Origin of the sequence: Microbacterium sp. NPDC077184 (assembly GCF_040687055.1) — a bacterium.
In the GTDB taxonomy this organism is placed as follows: domain Bacteria; phylum Actinomycetota; class Actinomycetes; order Actinomycetales; family Microbacteriaceae; genus Microbacterium.
On the sequence record NZ_JBFBMM010000005.1, the window covers coordinates 66,982 to 86,357 of the forward strand.

Annotated in this window: 17 protein-coding genes; 10 read left to right on the forward strand and 7 right to left on the reverse strand. The window is 71.5% G+C overall.

From position 1 onward, the window contains the following. Positions 1-18 precede the first annotated feature (18 nt). From tsaE to AB0O93_RS10585, 5 genes are read left to right on the forward strand one after another with little or no spacing between them, the layout of a single operon-like run. Positions 19-519, forward strand: coding sequence for a tRNA (adenosine(37)-N6)-threonylcarbamoyltransferase complex ATPase subunit type 1 TsaE (gene tsaE / locus AB0O93_RS10565; protein ID WP_363343097.1), 501 nt, complete (start codon positions 19-21; stop codon positions 517-519). Between the two features lie 50 nt (positions 520-569). Continuing rightward, positions 570-1,241, forward strand: a complete 672-nt coding sequence (tsaB, locus tag AB0O93_RS10570; RefSeq protein ID WP_363343099.1) for a tRNA (adenosine(37)-N6)-threonylcarbamoyltransferase complex dimerization subunit type 1 TsaB — start codon at positions 570-572, stop codon at positions 1,239-1,241. Then, on the forward strand, positions 1,238-1,747 hold the full coding sequence (rimI, locus tag AB0O93_RS10575; RefSeq protein WP_363343101.1) for a ribosomal protein S18-alanine N-acetyltransferase: 510 nt from the start codon (positions 1,238-1,240) through the stop codon (positions 1,745-1,747). The genes tsaB and rimI overlap by 4 nt, the downstream gene beginning before the upstream one ends. Positions 1,748-1,767: 20 nt before the next feature. Then, positions 1,768-2,886: a tRNA (adenosine(37)-N6)-threonylcarbamoyltransferase complex transferase subunit TsaD gene (gene tsaD / locus AB0O93_RS10580; RefSeq protein ID WP_363343417.1), complete on the forward strand. Its 1,119-nt coding sequence runs from the start codon at positions 1,768-1,770 to the stop codon at positions 2,884-2,886. After that, positions 2,883-3,659, forward strand: a complete 777-nt coding sequence (locus AB0O93_RS10585) for a hypothetical protein (protein ID WP_363343103.1) — start codon at positions 2,883-2,885, stop codon at positions 3,657-3,659. Before tsaD ends, AB0O93_RS10585 begins: the two co-directional genes overlap by 4 nt. A 457-nt stretch (positions 3,660-4,116) precedes the next feature. On the opposite strand, the gene AB0O93_RS10590 is transcribed toward AB0O93_RS10585, so the two are convergent. Next, positions 4,117-5,322 (reverse strand): class I SAM-dependent methyltransferase, encoded by a 1,206-nt coding sequence (locus AB0O93_RS10590; RefSeq protein ID WP_363343105.1) that lies wholly within the window; start codon positions 5,320-5,322, stop codon positions 4,117-4,119. A gap of 196 nt (positions 5,323-5,518) precedes the next feature. Between AB0O93_RS10590 and AB0O93_RS10595 the strand changes: the two genes are divergently transcribed. From AB0O93_RS10595 to AB0O93_RS10610, 4 genes are all read left to right on the forward strand, one after another. Then, positions 5,519-6,637 (forward strand): hypothetical protein, encoded by a 1,119-nt coding sequence (locus AB0O93_RS10595; protein ID WP_363343107.1) that lies wholly within the window; start codon positions 5,519-5,521, stop codon positions 6,635-6,637. Between the two features lie 118 nt (positions 6,638-6,755). Further along, the gene (locus tag AB0O93_RS10600; protein ID WP_363343109.1) at positions 6,756-6,992 is read left to right on the forward strand and encodes a hypothetical protein; all 237 of its coding nucleotides are present in this window, start codon (positions 6,756-6,758) and stop codon (positions 6,990-6,992) included. Next, positions 6,989-8,908 (forward strand): dynamin family protein, encoded by a 1,920-nt coding sequence (locus AB0O93_RS10605; RefSeq protein WP_363343111.1) that lies wholly within the window; start codon positions 6,989-6,991, stop codon positions 8,906-8,908. The genes AB0O93_RS10600 and AB0O93_RS10605 overlap by 4 nt, the downstream gene beginning before the upstream one ends. Next, positions 8,905-10,425 carry a dynamin family protein gene (locus AB0O93_RS10610; protein WP_363343113.1) on the forward strand — a complete coding sequence of 507 codons (1,521 nt, stop codon included), beginning with the start codon at positions 8,905-8,907 and terminating at the stop codon, positions 10,423-10,425. Before AB0O93_RS10605 ends, AB0O93_RS10610 begins: the two co-directional genes overlap by 4 nt. On the opposite strand, the gene AB0O93_RS10615 is transcribed toward AB0O93_RS10610, so the two are convergent. Genes AB0O93_RS10615 through AB0O93_RS10630 form a run of 4 tightly spaced genes read right to left on the reverse strand, consistent with a single transcriptional unit; the run spans position 10,357 to position 16,313 of the window. Then, on the reverse strand, positions 10,357-11,082 hold the full coding sequence (locus AB0O93_RS10615; RefSeq protein ID WP_363343115.1) for a hypothetical protein: 726 nt from the start codon (positions 11,080-11,082) through the stop codon (positions 10,357-10,359). The two genes, AB0O93_RS10610 and AB0O93_RS10615, sit on opposite strands and share 69 nt — an antisense overlap. Next, entirely contained in the window at positions 11,069-11,893 is an 825-nt protein-coding gene (locus tag AB0O93_RS10620) for an IniB N-terminal domain-containing protein (protein WP_363343117.1), read from the reverse strand. The genes AB0O93_RS10615 and AB0O93_RS10620 overlap by 14 nt, the downstream gene beginning before the upstream one ends. A 27-nt stretch (positions 11,894-11,920) precedes the next feature. Continuing rightward, entirely contained in the window at positions 11,921-14,539 is a 2,619-nt protein-coding gene (locus AB0O93_RS10625; RefSeq protein ID WP_363343119.1) for a LuxR C-terminal-related transcriptional regulator, read from the reverse strand. Positions 14,540-14,549: 10 nt separating this feature from the next. Continuing rightward, a complete protein-coding gene (locus tag AB0O93_RS10630; protein WP_363343121.1) occupies positions 14,550-16,313 on the reverse strand; it encodes an Hsp70 family protein in 1,764 nt (587 codons plus the stop codon). 542 nt (positions 16,314-16,855) lie between these two features. On the opposite strand from AB0O93_RS10630, the gene groES reads away from it, so the two are divergent. Further along, positions 16,856-17,152 carry a co-chaperone GroES gene (groES, locus tag AB0O93_RS10635; protein ID WP_053548534.1) on the forward strand — a complete coding sequence of 99 codons (297 nt, stop codon included), beginning with the start codon at positions 16,856-16,858 and terminating at the stop codon, positions 17,150-17,152. Positions 17,153-17,304: 152 nt separating this feature from the next. Here groES and AB0O93_RS10640 read toward each other — a convergent pair whose 3' ends face one another. Both AB0O93_RS10640 and AB0O93_RS10645 read right to left on the reverse strand, forming a co-directional pair. Continuing rightward, positions 17,305-17,940 (reverse strand): cyclase family protein, encoded by a 636-nt coding sequence (locus AB0O93_RS10640; protein WP_363343123.1) that lies wholly within the window; start codon positions 17,938-17,940, stop codon positions 17,305-17,307. After that, complete coding sequence (locus AB0O93_RS10645) at positions 17,933-19,357, reverse strand: cytosine permease (protein ID WP_363343125.1); 1,425 nt, start codon at positions 19,355-19,357, stop codon at positions 17,933-17,935. Before AB0O93_RS10645 ends, AB0O93_RS10640 begins: the two co-directional genes overlap by 8 nt. Positions 19,358-19,376 lie beyond the last annotated feature (19 nt).

Genomic DNA, 19,376 nt, shown 5'->3' on the forward strand with positions numbered 1-19,376 from the left:
ACGGGGGAGGAGCGCACCATGACCGGACTCGACGCGCTGATCGGCGAGCGCGAGATCGCCTCTCCGGAAGCGATGGAAGATCTCGGCCGCGAGATCGGCGCCCTCCTCGGACCCGGCGACCTGGTCGTCCTCACCGGCCCCCTCGGCGCGGGCAAGACGACGCTCACCCGCGGCATCGCCGAGGCCCTCGGCGTCCGCGGTCCGATCCAGAGCCCCACGTTCGTCATCGCGCGCACGCACCCGTCCCTCGTCGGACGGATGCCGCTCATCCACGTCGACGCCTACCGGCTCGGCTCGCCCGCCGAGCTGGACGACCTCGACCTCGACCTCGACGCATCGGTCACGATCGTCGAGTGGGGACGCGGAATGGTCGAGGGCCTCCGCGACACGTGGTGGGATGTGGAGATCGGTCGCGAGTGGCACGGCCACGGCGTCGACAACGCGTGCGGCACGATCGGGCGCGAGGACGAGCTCGACGCGGCCGCCCCGCGGCTCGTGACGGTGACCCGGCAGCCCTGAACGGCAGCCCTGAGCGCGCCTCCGCGGGCACCCCGACTACCCTGGGAACCGTGATCCTCGGCATCGACACCTCCCTCGGCACCGCCGTCGCGGTGATCGACGACGACGGCCACGTCCGCGCCGAGGTCGAGAGCGTCGATCCGCGCGGTCACGCCGAGGTCATCGGCTCGCTCCTCGAGCGTGTCCTCGCCGAGGCCGGCGCGGTGTCCGCCGACATCACCCGCGTCGCCGCGGGCATGGGTCCCGGACCCTTCACCGGCCTCCGGGTCGGCATCGCCGCCGCGCGCGCCTTCGCCCTCGGCGGTGACCGCGGGCGCGGCATCCGTGTGGTCCCGGTCGTGAGCCACGACGCCGTCGCTCTCGAGCTCCTCCTCCACAGTGCGCTCACCGGCGGACTCGACGACGCCGACGACGAGGCGTTCGCCGTCGTCACCGACGCCCGTCGCCGCGAGGTCGCGTACACCGTCTACCGCGGCCTCGACGACGACGGCCTTCCGTGCCGTCTCGCCGAACCGGCGCTCGCCCTCCGCACCGAGATCGACGGGGTGCTCGCCGCCGGCGGCATCCTGCGTCGGGATGCCGAACGGATCCCCGCCTCCCTCCTCGCCGTCGCCGCCGCCCGCGCCGTGGCCGCCGGGCGCGTGATCGGACCGGACGACGCGCTGTACCTCCGCTCGCCCGACGTGACCCTGCCCGCCCCCCGCAAGAAGGTGATCGCGTGAGCATCCGCACCGCCGAGGCATCCGATCTCGACGCGATCATGGCGCTCGAGCGGGCGTCCTTCCCCTCCGACGCGTGGAGCGCCGAGATGATGCGCGCCGAGCTGGTCTCGCCGCACGGACGCTACATCGTCGACGAAGAAGCCGGCCGCGTGGTCGGGTACGCGGGCCTGCGGGCGGTGTCCGGAGCGGCCGATGCCGACATCCAGACCATCACCGTCGACGGGGCGACGCGCGGACGAGGGCGCGGCCGGTCGATGCTGCGCGATCTCCTGCGCACCGCCGACGAACGTGGCGCGCGGACGGTGTTCCTCGAGGTGCGCGCCGACAACCCCGTCGCCCAGGAGCTCTACCGCAGCGAGGGCTTCGTCGAGATGGGACGCCGCCCCCGGTACTACCAGCCCGACGACGTGGACGCCATCATCATGCGCCTCGACCTCGCCGGCTGGACGGCGCAGGGTGCCGGCGCTGGTGCCGGTGCCGGCGCGACGCAGGGGGCGTGCTCGTGAGCGGGCACGCCGACGCGGGCGTGCCGCGCGAGCCCCTCGTCCTCGGGATCGAGACGAGCTGCGACGAGACCGGGATCGGCATCGTCCGCGGGCGCACGCTCCTGTCGAACACCATCGCGAGCTCGATGGACGAGCACGCCCGCTACGGCGGCGTCGTGCCCGAGGTCGCCGCCCGCGCGCACCTCGAAGCCCTGCAGCCGGCGATCGACGCCGCGCTCGCCGAAGCCGGCGTCTCGCTCGCCGACCTCGACGCCGTCGCCGTCACGAGCGGGCCGGGCCTCGCCGGAGCGCTCATGGTCGGCGTCGGCGCCGCGAAGGCCCTCGCCGTCGCACTCGACAAACCCCTCTACGCCGTCAACCACCTCGTCGGACACATTGCCGCCGACATCCTGCGCCCGGACGGCGACGGTGCTCCGGCGCTGGAGCCGGACACGGATGCCGCGCCCGTCGAGTACCCGACCGTCGCCCTGCTGGTCTCCGGCGGGCACACCTCGCTCCTGCTCGTCCGCGACCTCACCTCCGACGTCGAGATGCTCGGCGAGACGATGGACGACGCCGCGGGCGAGGCGTTCGACAAGATCGCCCGAATCCTCGGCCTCGCCTACCCCGGTGGACCCGAGATCGATCGCGCCGCGGCGTCCGGCGACCCCCGCGCGATTCCGTTCCCGCGCGGGCTGTCGCGTGCGTCCGACATGGCCGCACACCGGTACGACTTCTCCTTCTCGGGCCTCAAGACCGCCGTCGCCCGGTGGGTCGAGCAGCGCGAGGCAGCAGGCGAGGACGTGCCGGTGGCCGATGTCGCGGCATCCTTCCGGGAAGCGGTCGTCGACGTCCTGGTGACGAAGGCGCTCGCCGCGTGCCGCGACCACGGCGTCCCGCGCCTGCTCCTCGGTGGGGGAGTCATCGCCAACCGGCGTCTCCGCGAGGTCGCGCTCGAGCGCGCCGCGGAGGCCGGAGTCGCGGTGCGCATCCCGCCCCTGTCGCTCTGCACCGACAACGGCGCGATGATCGCGGCGCTCGCCGCCGAGCTCATCCGCTCGGGGCGACCGGCATCCGCGCTCGATTTCGGGGCGGACTCCACGCTCCCCGTGACCGAGATCCAGGTCGCTGCGCGCGAAGCCGCTGAGGCGCACCCGTGACGGATGCCGGCGACCCGCCCCTCCGCCGCCGCTCCCGCGGCGCGCAGCCGACCCCCGTGCCCTCGCTTCCGCCGCTCGTGACAGGCCCCATACCGCCGCTGGCGACCGGTCCGATTCCGGCGGCGGCGCCCGAGGGTGCCGCGCCCGCCGGGCCGATCGTGCCGGCTACGCCGGCGGAGTCCGCGCCGGCGGCGCCGGTGCCCGAGGAGGCTGCGCAGGTCGCGCCTCCGGCTTCGGCGGATGTCGCCGCGCCGGCCGCGCCGATCCCCGCGCGTCCGCCGGTGCCGCCGCTGCCGCCCGGGATCCCGCCCGTCGTCGCCGCTGTTCCCGCTGTCGTCGAACCGCCGTCGCCCGACGTGACGCTGGCCGACGAAGCGTCGCCGCTCCCCGGCGCGCACCGCGGCGGGTTCCACCGACTTCCCACCGCGCCCGTCGGCATCACCGAGCAGATCGCGCCGCGCGAGCCCGGGACCGAATCCGGGCCCACCCCGGCGGTCACCGCGCAGTGGCTCATGACCTCACCCGCACCTCCGCGCCGGGGGCTCGCCGCGTGGGCGCTGGTCTTCGCGCTCCTGGGGCTGGTCGTGTCGCTCTTCGTCGGCTTCGGTTTCCCGCTCGGTCTCGTCGCGATCGTCGCCGGGCTCCTCGCGCTTCGCCGGGCGCTCGAGAGCACGGTCGTGGCGTGGTGGGCGATCGGCCTCGGCGCCCTGTCGCTGGTCTACAGCGGCGGGTGGCTGTACTTCGCCGCCACCCAGACCAACCTCTTCGACTGACCGCCCGGGCCTCCCGGTGAAACGCCGGGGTGATTTCGGCGTTTCGGGGCCCCCGGAGGGGCGTGGGTGTCGGTTTCGCCCCGGGGTTTCACGCGGCGGGCCCGCGCCCGGTCGAAAACGCGGGGGTTTCGGCGCCTCGGGCCCGGGGGAGGCCCCGGCGTGGCGTGTCGTCCCGCGTTTCCGACGCGAGGGCCGTCCGACCGCACGTGCGCCGAGCGTCCCGGTGAAACGCCGGGGTGATCTCGGCGTTTCGGGGCCCCCGGAGGGGCGTGGGTGTCGATTTCGCCCCGGGGTTTCACGCGGCGGGCCCGCGCCCGGTCGAAAACGCGGGGGATTTCGGCGCCGCGGGTTCGGTGGAGGCCCCGGCGTCGCGTGTCGTCCCGCGTTTCCGACGCGAGGGCCGTCCGGCGGGGCGCGGCGCGGCGCGGCGCGCCCCTGCCCGGCGCCGGCCGGAGCGTCAGACGCGGTCGGCGAGGATGGCGCGACGCGTGCTGCCGACCCGGGTCAGCAGGAGCGTCGCGGCGTCGTCGCCGCGGAGCTTCAGCTTCGTCCGGAGGACGGCGGGATCGACGTCGACGCCGCGCTTCTTGATCTCCAGCGTCCCGATCCCGCGCTCGCGGAGCGCCCGCGCGAGCGCCTTCACGTCCGTCGGCAGCTCCTCCCGCACCCGGAACGACTGCACGAACGGACTCGTCAGCGCCGCATCCGACGTGAGGTAGGCGATCTGCGGGTCGAGCATCCCGGCCTCGAGCGACCGCGCCACATCTCCGATCAGGCGGGCGCGGATGACCGCACCGTCCGGCTCGTGCACGAACGCCCCCAGGTCCCGCGCGGGTTCGTCCGCCGCGTCGCCGGCCGCCCTCAGCTCATGCACACCGTCGCCGCGGAACACGAGCGCCGCCCGCCGCACGCCGTCGCGCTTCAGCGCGCCCGACCACAGCACGAGCTCCAACGTCGCGCCGTCCGCACTCACCCACTGCGCCTCGACGTCGTCGGGGATCAGCGCGCGGTCGAGGCCCGGACCGAGCTTGACCCCCGCGGGCACCCGCGCGGCGAGATCGAACACCCACTCCAGCGACGGCGACCAGTCCTCCGGGCGGGTGCGCGCAGTCTCGGAATGCCCCGCGGTCCGCCGCGCCGGGTCCAGCCACACCGCCGTCGTCGCGGGCGCCTCCGATCCCCACTCGGCGACCACATCCTCGGCCCGCGCGTGCCGCACCCGGACGTCCGCACCGAACGGGGCGAGGTTGTACGCCGCGATCGCCGCCGTGACCTCGTCGGCGTCGACGGCGTCGACCGTCATCCCGAGCGCGGCGAGACCGAGCGCGTCGCCGCCGATCCCGCACCCGAGATCGAACACGTGACGGATGCCGGCATCCTGGAAGCGTCCGGCGTGCCCGGCAGCGATCGGCAGACGCGTGGCCTGCTCCAGCCCCGCGCGCGTGAACAGCATGCGGGACGCGAAGTCGCCGAACTTCGCGCGGGCCCGTGCGCGCAGGCGCGCCTGTCCCACCACTGCCGATACCAGGTCGGGGGAGTGTCCGGCGGCCCGCAGCCGCGACACGGTCCGCGTGACATCGTCGGCCGCTTCGATGACCGGGATCTCGTCGAGCAGGCGCAGACCGTCGGGGGTCAGCAGGGCGGTGAGTTCAGCCATGTCCACCCGTCCCACCCTAGGCTCCGCGGTTCGTCGGACGACTCCCGATCCCCCTCCCACCCCGCACCCCGTACCCCGAAACCCCGGGGGCGCCCCGGGCGATCCCCGTAGGCATCCCCGATGTGGGGGCTGAGGCGCCGGTCATACCTTGTAGCTACCAACCGCACGTCGGGGCCGGGCCCCGGGAACAAAGGACACTCTCATGGCCAACGAAATTGGATTCGTCGACGACTCCCTGGTCGCCGCGGCGGACGACTCGTTCAACACCGACAACTCTCTCGACGTCGACCTCGAGGCGACCGACAACTCGGACAACTCCACCAACGTCTCCGACTCGGGCAACACCGACAACTCGATCGACGTCGACCTCGAGGCGACCGACAACTCGGACAACTCGGTGAACACCGACGCGTCGGACAACTCGGACAACTCGATCGATGTCGACCTCGAGGCGACCGACAACTCGGACAACTCGGACAACTCGAACAACGCCGAGGACTCCTTCAACGACAACTCGGACAACCTCGACGTCGACATCGACGACGCGTTCAACGACAACTCGGCCAACGCCGAGGACTCGTTCAACGACAACTCGGACAACTCCGACAACTCGGACAACTCCGACAACTCGGACAACTCCGACAACTCCATCAACACGATCGTGGACGTCGACATCGACGCGTCGGACAACTCGTGGACCGACAACTCGGACAACTCGATGAACGCCGAGGACTCGTTCAACACGGACGACTCGTACAACACCGACAACTCCTGGACGGACGAGTCGATCAACGCGGGTGTGCGTCAGTACAACACCGGTGCCACCTTCGATGGCGGCGCTGCTGCCGCTGCGACCGGTGCTGCGCACGTCACCTCCAACACGACGATCGTCGACCAGTCGCTCAACAACAACATCGCCGCGGGTGGCGACGTGGCGGTCGGTTCGGCATCGTCGGCCGTCGTCGCATCGGCCGAGGGTGCGGTCGCAGCCGGCGGTGACGTCGACGCGTCGGTGTACCTCGACCAGTCGACCAACATCGGCAACGGCGCGGGCGGCGACGTCAACGTGGGCAACGAGACCTGGACCCAGAACATCGTCGGTTCGTACAACGACTTCTCGGACAACTCGGTCAACACGCTGAACTCGATCGACGTCGACATCGACGACTCCTTCAACACCTGGGAGGCCAACGTCGACGTGATGGACTCGTTCAACACCGCGGACCTGACCTTCACGGAGCTGAACACCGACATCGACGTCACCGAGATCGTCGACAACAGCGTGAACGCTGCCCTGGCCGGAGACGACATCAACTTCTGATTCGAGCCCTCCCCGGCACGAAGAGGCCCGCTCGGCGAACCCCCATTCGCCGAGCGGGCCCCTCCCGTCTTCCGCCCCCGCGGCGTAGACTCCCCCCGACCCGAAAGTGACCGACGCCATGGACATCGACGACCCGCGCGACCCGCTCGCCGACGGCTCGTTCGACGACGTCCCGAGCGCCGACGCTGCCTTCTCCGACGCCTTCGTGTCGGACCTCTTCACCACCGACCCCTTCGCGGACGAGCTCGCCGGCATCCACGCCGACGACTGGAACATCGACGCCGACCTCATCTGGGGCGCGGATGACACCGGAACGGCCGCCGCCGACACCGATCAGGACCTGCCGCTGCCGTGACGTCTTCCCCGCGATCGAACCCCGGACCCGTCGTCGCCCCGAAGGGCGACGCCACCGACCCCGCCCGCCTGGTCTCGATCGTCGAGCGCACGAAGCTCGTCTCCGAGCAGATCGGCCGCGGCGACCTCGCCCAGCGTCTCGACCACACCAAGGCGCGCCTGCTCGACCCCGACATCCGTGTGATCGTCGTCGGCCAGTTCAAGCAGGGCAAGAGCAAGCTCGTCAACGCCCTCATCAACGCCCCGATCTGCGCCGTGGACGACGACGTCGCCACGAGCGTCCCGACCGCCGTCGGCTACGGCGAACAGCCCGAAGCGTTCGTCGTCGTGAAGACCGAGTCCGGAGAGGACGTCGTCGTCGACCGCGTTCCCGTGCCCATCGACGACCTGCAGCGCTTCCTCGCCGAGCACCAGGAGCCGAAGGACGGCCAGCACGTCGTGGGCGCGGAGGTGTCGCTGCCCCGCGAGATCCTCAAAGGCGGCCTCCGCGTGGTGGATTCCCCTGGTGTCGGCGGGCTCGAGTCCACCCGATCCCTCAGCACGCTCGCCGCGCTCTCCGGCGCCCACGCGGTGCTTCTCGTCTCGGATGCCTCCCAGGAGTACACCGAGCCGGAGGTGCAGTTCCTCAAGCACGCGATGCGGATCTCCCCGAACGTCGCGGCCGTGCTGTCCAAGACCGATGTCTACCCGCAGTGGCGGGAGATCGAGCAGATCGATCGCAGCCACCTCGGCGAGGTCGGCAAGATCCCCCTCTTCTCGATCTCGAGCGACCTCCGGCTCCTCGCCGCGGGCCACCAGGATCGCGAGCTCAATGAGGAGTCCGGATTCCCGGCGCTCGTGGCGCACCTGCGGCGTGACGTCGTCGGCCGCGCCGAGGTCATCCAGCAGCGCGCGGCATCCCATGACCTGCTCTCGGTCGTCGACCAGCTGACACTCTCGCTGTCCACCGAGCTGAACGCCCTCCTCCACCCGGAGGAGACGCCGCACCTCATCGCCCAGCTCGAGTACGCCAAGGAGCGTGCGGATGATTTCCGCGGGCGTTCCTCCCGTTGGCAGGTGACCCTGAGCGACGGCATCGCCGACCTGATCTCCGACACCGAGCATGACCTGCGCGATCGCCTCCGCAAGGTGCAGCGCGAGGCGGAGAACTCGATCGAAGAGGGCGATCCCGGTCCGATCTGGGAACAGATCGCCGAGTGGCTCGATCAGCGGGTCGCCGCCGCCGTCTCCGAGACCTTCGTCTGGACCGACGAGCGATCCACGTGGCTCGCCGAGCAGGTCGCGCAGGAGTTCGCCGCCGGCGAGCTTGAAATCCCCGCCATCGAGGTCTCCGCGATGGACGGCGTCCTGGATCCCGTCGAAGACATCCGCGGGCTCGATGAGGGCCGTCTGTCGGCCGCGGAGAAGATCTACATCGGCGTCCGCGGCTCCTACGGCGGCGTTCTGATGGTGGGTCTCGCCACGAGCGTCGTGGGCCTGACGCTCCTCAACCCCCTCTCGCTCCTCGCCGGTGTCCTCGTCGGGCGCCGCGCCTACAAAGAGGACATGTCCTCCCGCCTGGCGCGCCGTCAGATGGAGGCGAAGAACATCGTCCGCCGGCACATCGAAGACGTCGTCTTCCAGGTCGGCAAGCAGCTGAAGGACCGCCTGCGGTTCGTGCAGCGCGCGTCGCGCGACCACTTCGGCGCCCTCGCCGAGGAGGTGCACCGGTCGCTCTCCGATTCGGTGCTCGCGGCCAAACGCGCGGCGGCGATGTACGAGAACGACCGTGACGCCCGCGTTCGTCAATTGCGCGCGCAGATCGAACGCATCCAGGCGATCCGCGCCGAGGTCCCCGGCTCGCGCGACGTGCCCGCCGCGGAGCTGCGCTCCAGCCCGCCCGCCAAGGCGGTCGAGGCGGGTCGGGACCGCGCATGAGCCGCAGCGACATCGCCGACGTCGCGGCGCTGGTGGACCGGGCTCGCGAACTCTACGCCGATGATCCCGACGCGATGGAGATCCTCGACGCCTACGACCAGCGGATGCGCGAACCCCTGCGGCTCGCGCTCGCCGGCATCGTCAAGGCGGGGAAGTCCACGCTCCTCAATGCCCTCATCGGCGAGCAGATCGCCCCCACCGACGCGGGGGAGTGCACGCGCACCATCACCTGGTACCGGTACGGACGCACGCCGAAGATCACCGTGCACCTGCACGAGGGTGAGCCCGTGCGGATGCCGGTGCGCCGCGTCGACGGACGGCTCAGCCTCGATCTCGGCAAGCGGACAGCGGACGAGGTCGCGTGGATCGACATCGAGTGGCCCTCCGAGCATCTGCGGCAGACGGTGCTGATCGACACCCCGGGAATCGCCTCGCTCTCGTCGCAGACGTCGCAGCGGTCCGCGGACTTCTTCCTCCCTCAGGATGCCCCGAGCGTCGCCGACGCCATCGTCTACCTGCTGCGGCACGTGCACGCCGAGGACCTCGGGTTCCTCGAGGCGTTCCGCGACACCGCCGCGGGTCCGTCGCAGACCGTCAACGCCCTGGCGGTCCTCTCCCGCGCCGACGAGATCGGCTCCGCACGCATCGACTCGCTCCTCTCGGCATCCCGCATCGCCGATCGGTACCGCCGCGACGGCGAGCTGCAGTCGCTCGCCCTCGATGTCATTCCGGTGGCGGGGCTCCTCGCCGAGGGCGCGAGGACGCTCCGTGAGAGCGAATTCGCCGCCCTCCGCCAGATCGCCGACCTGGACCGCGATGTCCGCGAGCGGCTCCTGATCTCCGTCGATCGATTCTGTCGACGCTCCGACGAGGTCGGCGTCAGTGTGCCCGACCGCCGGCGCCTCCTGCAGCGCTTCGGGCTGTTCGGGGTGCGCCTGTCGGCGGCCCTCATCCGCGCGGGTGCCACCACGTCCACCGACCTCGCCGAGCGCCTGGTGCAGCAGAGCGGACTCCTCGAGGTGCAACGCTTCATCACCGCGCAGTTCCGCGCCCGCGCCGCCGCCCTGAAGAGCCGCGGCGTCCTGACAGGGCTCGATGCGCTCGTCCGTGCCCGCCGCCGCGACGGCGACGCCGAGCTCCTCGCGGGCATCGAGCGGCAGATCGCCGCGACGCACGAACTCCGGGAGCTGACGCTTCTCGCCGGCCTGCGCACCAGCACCGGCGTGCTGCCGGCATCCGACATCGCCGAAGCGGAGCAGATCGTCGGCGGCTCGGGCACTGCGGCGCTGACGCGACTCGGGCTGCCGGAGACAGCCGACGCGCCTGACATCACCGCACGCGTGGAAGAACTGCTCGCACGCTGGCGGACGCTCGGAGAGTCGCCCCTGGCGACCCGCGCCACGGCTGAGGCATGCCGGACGGTCGTCCGGAGCATCGAGGGCGTGGCGTCAGAACTCGCCGCTCGCGGAAAGATCCGATCCGCGTCGGACATCGTGCTTGCGGGCGGTCCAGCGTAGGGCACCGGGCAGGATGCTCAGCAGGAGGCCGAGCACCAGCAGGGCCAGCTGGATCAGCAGGATCCGCTCGAGCGGCACACCGCGCTCGGTGACGGCGACGATGTCGCGCGAGAGGACGAAGACGACGCCCAGGAGGATGGTGCTGCCGAAGATCCACCAGCGCATCTTCGGTCGACGGTTCGAGAACGCGACCAGCAGCGTGATCTGGATGAGCAGGAGGGCCACCAGGATGCCGAACATGCTCCAGAAGACGATGTCGGCCGCCATCTCGTACGTCTCGTCCGCGCGGTCGGGTTCGACCTCGCGGAACACGTCCGCGATCTCAGGGAGCTGCGGGATGCGGATGATGAAGAGGTACGCGGCCCCGGCGGCGCCCGCGATGAGGCTCAGCACCCAGCAGACCATCGCCAGCCGGACGGAGGCGGGGGGAGGGAGCCGGACGAGGACCGGCATCCCCTCTTTGTTGTAGAGAGCCGGGCGCAGCGGAGCGTCGCGCGTCTGTGCCGCGAACGGGGGTCGCGCCGGAGTCACCTTCACCACAGGCGCCGGCGCGGGCGAACCCGCCGAGCGCACGATGTCCGTGCTCTCGGCGGGTTCGGGGGCGCCTGACGCTTTCGCGGGGCTGTCGCGGGGTCCCGTGACGTCAGAACTCGTCATCCGCGACGTACTCCTGGGTCATGGCGCTGTCGTCCGTCTCGAAGACGGCGGCGTCGCTCTCCGTGGAGATGTCGCTCTCGGCGACGACCGCGACCTGGCTGGAATTGTCCACCGAGACGGTCGTCTCGGCCGAGTTGACCGTGGTGTCGACGACCGTGGTCTCGTTGTTCGAGCCCTCGGTCGTGTTCGTCTCGGTGCTCTCGTTGAACGATTCGTTGACGTCGACGTCCGCGTTGTTCTCGGTGTTCGTCGAGTTGTCGGACTCGTCGTTGAACGAGTCCTCGATCGTGGTGGTGTCGGTGTCGTTGCCGACGTTGACATCGCCTTCCGCGCCGTTGCCGATGTTGGTCGACGCATCGAGGTTCGTCGAGGCATCGACGTCGTCGCCTGCGGCGATCGCCTCGTCGCCGGAGGCGACGATGGCCTCGTTGTCGAACACCTGCGTGACGTCACCGCCCGCCCAGATGTTCTGGTTGACCGACTGGTCGACGATCGTGTCACGGTCGTCGATCCACGTGAGGTTGTTCTTGATGTTGATGATCTCGTGCACAGCCGGCGGCTCCGGCGGTCCCGGAGGCTTCGGGGGGGTCGGCATCGGGTGGTCGGGTGCCGGCTTCGGCGCGACCTGCGGCCGGTCGGCGATGATCGGCGCGACCGCGCAGACGTCCTCCGCCGTCACACCACTCAGACCGTTACTGGCCAGCGTCGCCTGGGGATCTTCATCGAACTCATCCGACAGCGCGGGATCGCGCAGCAGGCTGAGGATGAACTCGATCAGGGCGTCTGCCACTGTCGCGAGCGTCATACTCATGGTTGGCTCCTTAGATATCGGTCTGATTTAGACAGTAAGACTGGTGCGGCTCTCACCGCGTCGGTGGATGCCCCCTTGTCCGTCCTCGCCCACTAGGGGGTCGGGAGAGGGGGATCCCGGAATCCGCGGGATTGCAGGGGAACGGGTGTCGGATTCATCACCTGCCGGGTAGGGTGCGCCGGACGCATCCTCTCCCGCAAGGGCCGCGCGGAGCTTGGCGAGGAGGTCCGACCTGGAGGTGGCACCGAGCCGCCGGCGGATGCGCGCGATGTGGTGCTCCGCGGTCCGGGGCGAGATGAAGATCGTCGCGCCGATCTCGGTGTAGGTCTTGCCCTGCAGCACCAGCTCCGCGACCTCGCGCTCACGCGGCGACAGCGGTCCGTTCGGCTCCGCGGCGGTGCTCGCCGCCGCTGTCGCGGTCGAACCGGCGTCGACGGGGCCCTGCTCCTCGCGCGGGTGCAGCTGACGGGCGCAGGCGAGCAGGCGGGCGGCGATCCGCTTGTCGTCGGTGCGGCGCGCACCGTGGCCTGCCATCCGCGCCCCGTCCCACGCCAGTCCGACGGACGCCAACCCCATCGCCGCCGACTCCACGGCATCGGCATCCACCTGGCCGGCGAGGACGGCGATCCAGACCCGTCCGGCGTGTGCCATCATCGCTGCGATGCGGTTCTGCGCCGCGGCCGCGACCAGCACACGCGCGTGCGGCGGGAGATCCTCGGGCTTGCTGGAGAGGATGCCGCGCTGAATGCCCGCCCAGTGCAGGTGCACGCCCCAGCCGATGGGTGCTCCGAGCCCTTCGACGAGAGCGTCCGCTTCGGTGAAGAAGCCTTCCACCCGAGCAGGGTCCTTCACTCGCGCGGACGCGACGACGAACTCCGTGAGCGGCAGCAGGCTGAACAGGTCGAACGAGGTGCGCAGCAGATCGTCACGAGCGGCGTTCCACGCGATGGTGAGGTCGGTGGCGTCACCGTACCGACGCGCCGTCGCCAGACGCAGTGCGTCAGCCAGGAGGCGGTCTCGCGGGTCGAGCGGGCGGGTCGACCCGACGGCGTCGGCGAGGAACGCCTCGGCGTCGTGCGCCCGCTCGCGCTGGAGCGCCACCCAGGCCGACCACAGGCGCAGACGGTCGCGACCGGCGATGCCGCCCTGCCCGCCGCGGAGCGCGTCCGCGAGGACCGAGCGCGCGACGTCGAGCTCGCCGACGTTGATCGCGCACTGCGCCGCGATGACGGCGGGGAGCTCGGGCAGGAACTGTCCGCATCCCGCTGCGGTGCACAGGTCGGAGGCGCGCGCGAGGTCACCGAGAGCGGTCGCCGGGGTGGCGCCGAGCGTGGCGACGAGACCGCGCAGCAGGAGCTGAGCGGCGGTGTCGGCGGTGGAGAGCGAGGCGGGGGCCTGCTCGGCGACGAGAGCGTCCAGCGGCGTCCGGTCGCCCAGGGCGAGGGCGGCGAGAGCGGCCTGGACCCGACCGCTGAACGAGCGTGGAGGACGCGTTCGGTAGGTGGCATCGGCCTGCGCCGCCATGCCCCGGGCCATCCAATGCGCGGCAGCCAGATCGGTGACCTGCTCGTCGGGGTCGACGAGCGCGGCATCCAGGCCCGCGCTCACCACGTCGAGATCACCGAGGAGGTGGTGGGCGACGAGGATGCCGCGGGTCGTCGCCGCCCGCGAGGCATGCGCGGCCTGCGCGTCGTGGAAGAGCCCGATGGCCCGCTGGGGATCCACCGGCAGCGTCGCCGTCGCACGGTCGAGGAGGAACGAGGCGACACGTTCGTCGCCGAGTCCGATCAGAGCCTCTCCCATCTCGCCGTCGGCGGCATCGCCGTGCCACCCGGCGAGCACGCGCTCGGCGGGGGCGTTCGCGCAGACGGCGGCCTTCACCGTCGGCGGGGGCGTGCCGTTCCGGCGCAGGAGTCCCGCCGCGTGGCCACGGTCGATGAGCTCGTCGCCGCCCAGGGGCGCGTCGGCGAAGCATGCCGCCTCGATGTACCCGCGCAGGTCGTCGTCGAGGGATGCCGTCCGGTGCGCGATCGCGTCGGCGAGGGCCTCGTCGATGGCGTGGTGGCCCGCGGGGCCGGCGCAGTCGTCGTCGTGCAGGGCGAGCGAGGTGGACACGAGCCACGCGAGCCCGCCCGCCCGGTCGACCATCGCCTGCGCGCAGGCACGGGCGAGGTGCGCGGTCGCGGGGTCGGCGAGCACGTCCTCCACGCGGATGGTTCCGAGGATGAGGGGCGGGTGCGAGCGTTCGAGCTCCTGCGTCAGGGCCGCGAGCTCGGATCGGGTCGGGTCAGGGCGCACCGCGACGATCAGCGCGGCATCCGTTCGCGCCGCCCGGGCGCGCACGGACTGCAGGGTCGCATCGTCGAGGAGGTGCGCGTCGTCGATGATCAGGACGGTCTCCGCCGCCAGCGCCGCGAGCGGTCCGGCTGTACTCAGATCGACGACACCGATGCCGTCCCCGCGGAGGGCGGTCGCGAGCGACCGCACGAGCGACGAGCGCCCGGACCCGGCGGGCCCGAGGATGAGGGCCCGGACCGGGGCCTGATCGGCGTCGGCCAGGAGATCGTCGATCTGGTGGCGTACGAGGCGAGGGAGCGGAGTGACGGTCGCGGGCGCGACGGAGCGCGAGTGGAGAGTGATGCTCATCGTCCGTCCCTTACTCGGCGCCGGGCGTGGCGTCGGGTGTGCCCGACGGCTCGGAGGTGGGCTCCGACGTCGGCTGGGGCTCGGGCTCGGGCGCCGGAGGCGGCGGGTCGCTCGGCGCGGGCGGCTCAGGCTGAGGGTCCGTCGTCGGCTGAGGGTCCGTGGTGGGTTCCGGGTTCGTCGTGGGCTCCGGCTCGTTGGTCGGGTCCGGGTTCGTCGTCGGGTCCGGCTCGTTCGTCGGGTCCGGGTTCGTCGTCGGTGCGGGTGTGCTGGGGCCGGGTGCGGGCGTCGTCGGTCCCGTGCTCGGCTTCGGCGAGGCGGACGTGCTCGGTTTCGGAGACGCCGAGGCCGACGGCTTCTTCGTCGGCTGCGAGGACGGGCTCTTCGACGGCGATGACGACGAGCCGCCGCGGGGAGCGGCGCTCGGCGTCACGCCGCGACCCTGGAAGGGCGTCGCGCGCGGGTTCGCGCGCTCCCGAGGCGGGTCGATCCGCCGGAACGGCGACTCGACGACCGGGGCGAGCGGCGCCGGAACCTCGACCTTCTCGACGGGCTTCGCCGCCTCGGCCTTCTTCTCGGCATCCGTCGTCGTGCCGCCCGTGAAGAGCGCGCCGTCGATGCGCAGCGGAGCGGCGAGGGCGTCGCTCGTGGGGAGCGGCGCGCCGATGCTGTACCCGCCGCGGTCGAGCCCGTTCTCGCTCGCGAGCTGCGCGTCGCCGCCGAAGACCTCCGGGGCGTACACCGCAGCGGCGCCGCTGACGGCGACCACTGCCGCGAGGGCGACCGCGCCACCGGAGACGTAGGCGGCGGCGGGCACGCGGCGGAGCCACGGGCGGCGCGGGCGCGACGGCGGTGCCTCGTCCTCCGCGGCAGCGGCGGCCGCGGCCTCGGAGGCTTCGGCCTCGGCCGCGGCATCCGCTGCGGAGACGATCGCCGCGTCGGCGGCCTCCAGGGCGGCGCCGAGGGCGATGACCGCCTTCGGGTCGGTGTCGACGGCGATCGGCCGGTCGAACCGCTCCGACAGCAGCTGTGCCACGCGGGGGATCCGGGAGGACCCGCCGGTGAGGAGGATCGCGTCGAGATCGGATGCCTCCACCGCGGCGGCTTCCATCGCGTCGCCGAGCACCTCGATGGTGCGCTCGATGTCGTTCTCGATCATCGCCTCGAACTCGTCGCGCGTCAGGCGGACGGCGGTCGAGGTGCCGCCGAGGAGCACGGGGACCGTGGCCTCGGAGTCGAAGGAGAGCGCCTCCTTGGCCTCGACGCATTCGCGCCGGAGCCCCGCGAGGGCGACCCGCGCGTCGGCGTCGCCGAGGAGCGTGGCGACGTCCAGGCGAGCGGCGTCGAGGACGTGACGGAGGACCGCATCGTCGAAGTCGGCGCCGCCGAGGTCTTCGATGCCGGTCGGCGAGCCGATGATCGTCAACGCACCTGACGCGGTCTTGCGGAGCAGGACGGCGTCGAAGGTGCCGCCGCCGAAGTCGTAGACGGCGAGCGTCGACCCGGGCGCCAGCGGATTGGTCGCCTCGTAGTGGCGTGCGGCGGCGACCGGCTCGGCGATGATCTCGACCTGGCCGATGCCGGCGCGCACGAGGGCGGCGCGGATGAGGTCGGTGCGGTACGTGCCCCAGGCGACCGGGACGGTCACGACCACCGACGACGGCAGACGCCCGAAGCGCTCCGTCGCCACTGTCGACACCCAGTCGACGAGGAGGGCGAGCAGGTCTTCGGGCCCGAACGTGCGCCCGCCGACATTGATCGGCACCTCGTCGCCCACGCGGCGCTTGACCTCGCGGACGAGACGTTCCGGCTGTACCAGCCCTCTGCGCTCCGCGGCATCGCCGAAGAGTACGTCCCCGGCGGAGACGTAGATCGAACTCGGTGCCGCATCAGCATGCCTCCCCAGAGGCAGGATGTGTACCTGCGGTTTCCCCTCATCTTCTGTTGTGTGCGATATAGCGGCTGCGGTGCGGCTTGTGCCCGCGTCGACAGCCAATATGTAGGGCCTCGGCATTTCGTCCCCCATGACGATTCGGCGTCGGCCTCCCCCGGGAACTGTCTACCACGCCTGCCCCGTCCGCGCGAGGCCCGATCGGCATCTTGCGTCACCGATCGACATGTGAGAGGGAGACCCTCGTGATCGAGGAGGCGGGGGCGCCGGGCCTGATACATCGCCGACGGGCGGATCGCGACATCCGACGCCACGAGGTTGGCACTCACGTTGCATGAGTGCCAACGCTTTGCCTACACTTGCGTTAGCACTCTCACCGTGAGGTTGCTAACGAGTCTTGAGTCTCACAGGAAAGCAGAGGTAGACCCGTGTCGGTTTCCATCAAGCCGCTCGAGGACCGCATCGTCATCAAGCAGGTCGAGGCCGAGCAGACCACGTCCAGCGGTCTGGTCATTCCCGACACCGCGAAGGAGAAGCCCCAGGAGGGCGAGGTCGTCGCGGTGGGCCCCGGTCGCATCGACGACAACGGCAACCGCGTCCCGCTCGACGTCGCCGTCGGCGACCGCGTGATCTACAGCAAGTACGGCGGCACCGAGGTCAAGTTCGGTGCGGACGAGTTCCTCGTCCTGTCGGCGCGCGACGTCCTGGCGGTCGTCGTCCGCTGATCCGCGTTCTTCGCGTTTCTCGCAGAGAGGGTCGGATGCTTCGGCATCCGGCCCTCTTTCGTGCGTCGCCGCCGCGTTCAGTGGCGCCTTCGTGCGGGTCCCGACGCTTCGCACCCACGCGAAGGCGCCACTGAACGGCCCGAGGACGCGCGTCAGGGGAGGAAGGCGACCGCGCGGACGGGCGCGCCGTCGCCGTCGATCCGCAGCGGGAAGAACCCGACGCGCACGAGCCGCGGCAGTCCCTCCAGACCGCAGACGTTCTCCACGATCAACCCGTCCGCGCCCAGCACGACCTCGTGCACCGGGAACGCGTCCGCCGCCGGCTCCGTCGGGTCGGGGCTCAGGGTGTCGACGGCGAGGACCCGCATGCCGCGCGCCCGCAGCTCCCGTGCGGCATCCGGATCCAGGAACGGATGCCGCACCGCGGCGTCGCCGGCGAAGTGGGCCGCCCAGCCGGTGTCGATGATCACGATCGGCGGCACGCCGGCGGGCAGCGGCTCCGCGGCCTCCAGCTCCGCCCGCCCGTAGCGCTGCCCCTCACGGAGTCCGGGCGCCCGCAGGACGATCGCGTCGCCGACGAGCTCGTCCAGCGCCACCTCCGCCATGGTGCGGCCACCGGCGACGGTGTGCGCCGGCGCGTCCACGTGCGTCCCCGTGTGCGAGCCCAGGTGCCACGACGTCACCGCGACCCCGTCGCGCGACAGCGTCAGCGCCTCCTCCGAGGACACCGCGGGGTCGCCCGGGTAGACCGTCATCCCCCCGCGGACCGGGTGCGACAGGTCACGCACGCTTCGCCGCCCGTCGCGGCCCCGGCTCCGGCTCCGGTCCCGACGCCTCGTCGACGGCATCCGCGAGGTGGACGGCCGGCCCGAACGGCTCAGCCGACCGGCGGGGGAGCGAGACGAGCAGGTAGACGACGAAGGTGAGGAGGAACGCGGGCACGGTCGCGCCGAAGGGCAGCGGCCACACGTACGCCCAGACGTAGGCCGAGGTCGCGCCCACGACCCACGACAGGACGGCCCAGACGTTCACGCCGCCGGTGTACCAGAACGACCCGCCGCGGGCGGAGAGGATGTCCGCGCCGTAGCGGCCGCGCCGGATCACGTAGTAGTCGACGATCATGATCGCGAACACCGGCGCGAACAGCGCGCTGATCGTCACGAGGAAGGTCGTGAACTGGTCGAGGAGGCCGAAGAAGGTCGCTCCGATCACCGAGATGACTCCGAGCACGAGCGCGGTCGGAAGGAAGCGGACCCGCTTTCCCGGCAGGGCGTTGACGACGCTCGTGACCATTCCGTAGACGACCATCGTGTTCGTGGCCATCACCGACAGGAAGATCGCGACCGCCAGCGGCGCGCCGAAGGGCTCGATGATCGTCACCGGGTCGAAGGGGATGACCTCCAGTCCTTGCAGGGCGACGTAGCCGATCGCGGTCGCGCCGAGCGTCATCGCGATCACGGTGGACAGGGTGTAGCCGATCCCCGAGCCGATGACCCCGCGGCGCGGAGAGCGGGCGAAGCGGTTGAAGTCGGCCGAGAGCACCGTCCACGAGATCGCGGTCGCCAGCACGACGTCGAAGGCGAGACCCGGCGTGTAGAACGGCTCCGTCGGGGCGGCGAGGGAGGCGAAGTCCGCCGGGGCGTACGCGGTGAAGACCACGACGAAGATGTAGGCCGCCAGTGCGAGGATCGCTGCGGCGAACCACGGCTCCACGCGGGCGACACCGGCGTGGCCGAAGATCGCGAGGATCACCACGATCGTCTGGCAGAGCACCGCGAACAGGACGGGGCTCGAGAAACCCGTGAGGGTCGCGACGAGGAAGTTGAGGGCGATGCCGGCGAGCATCGCCTGCACCCAGCTCCACCCCATGAGGATGACGACGTTCGCGGCGACCGCGAGGAGGCTCCCGCGGATGCCGAACGGCCCGCGTGTCAGGGCCATGGTCGGAAGCCCCGTGCGGGTGCCGATCGCGCCGATGGTCACCAGGACGCCGGCGCCGAGCACGGTGCCGGCGACGATGAGTCCGATGACCAGCGGATACGACACGTCGGGCACGAACAGGGTGCCGGTGAGGAGCGTCGTCACCACGAGGTTCGCGGCGAGCCAGATCATCAGGATCCGGCCGGTGGAGGAGGTCCCCTTCACCGGGCCGGCATCATCGGCGTTGCTCTGGAGGCGGGTCTCCAGTCGGGAGTAGAGCGACATCTTCGGGGCTCCTCAGGGT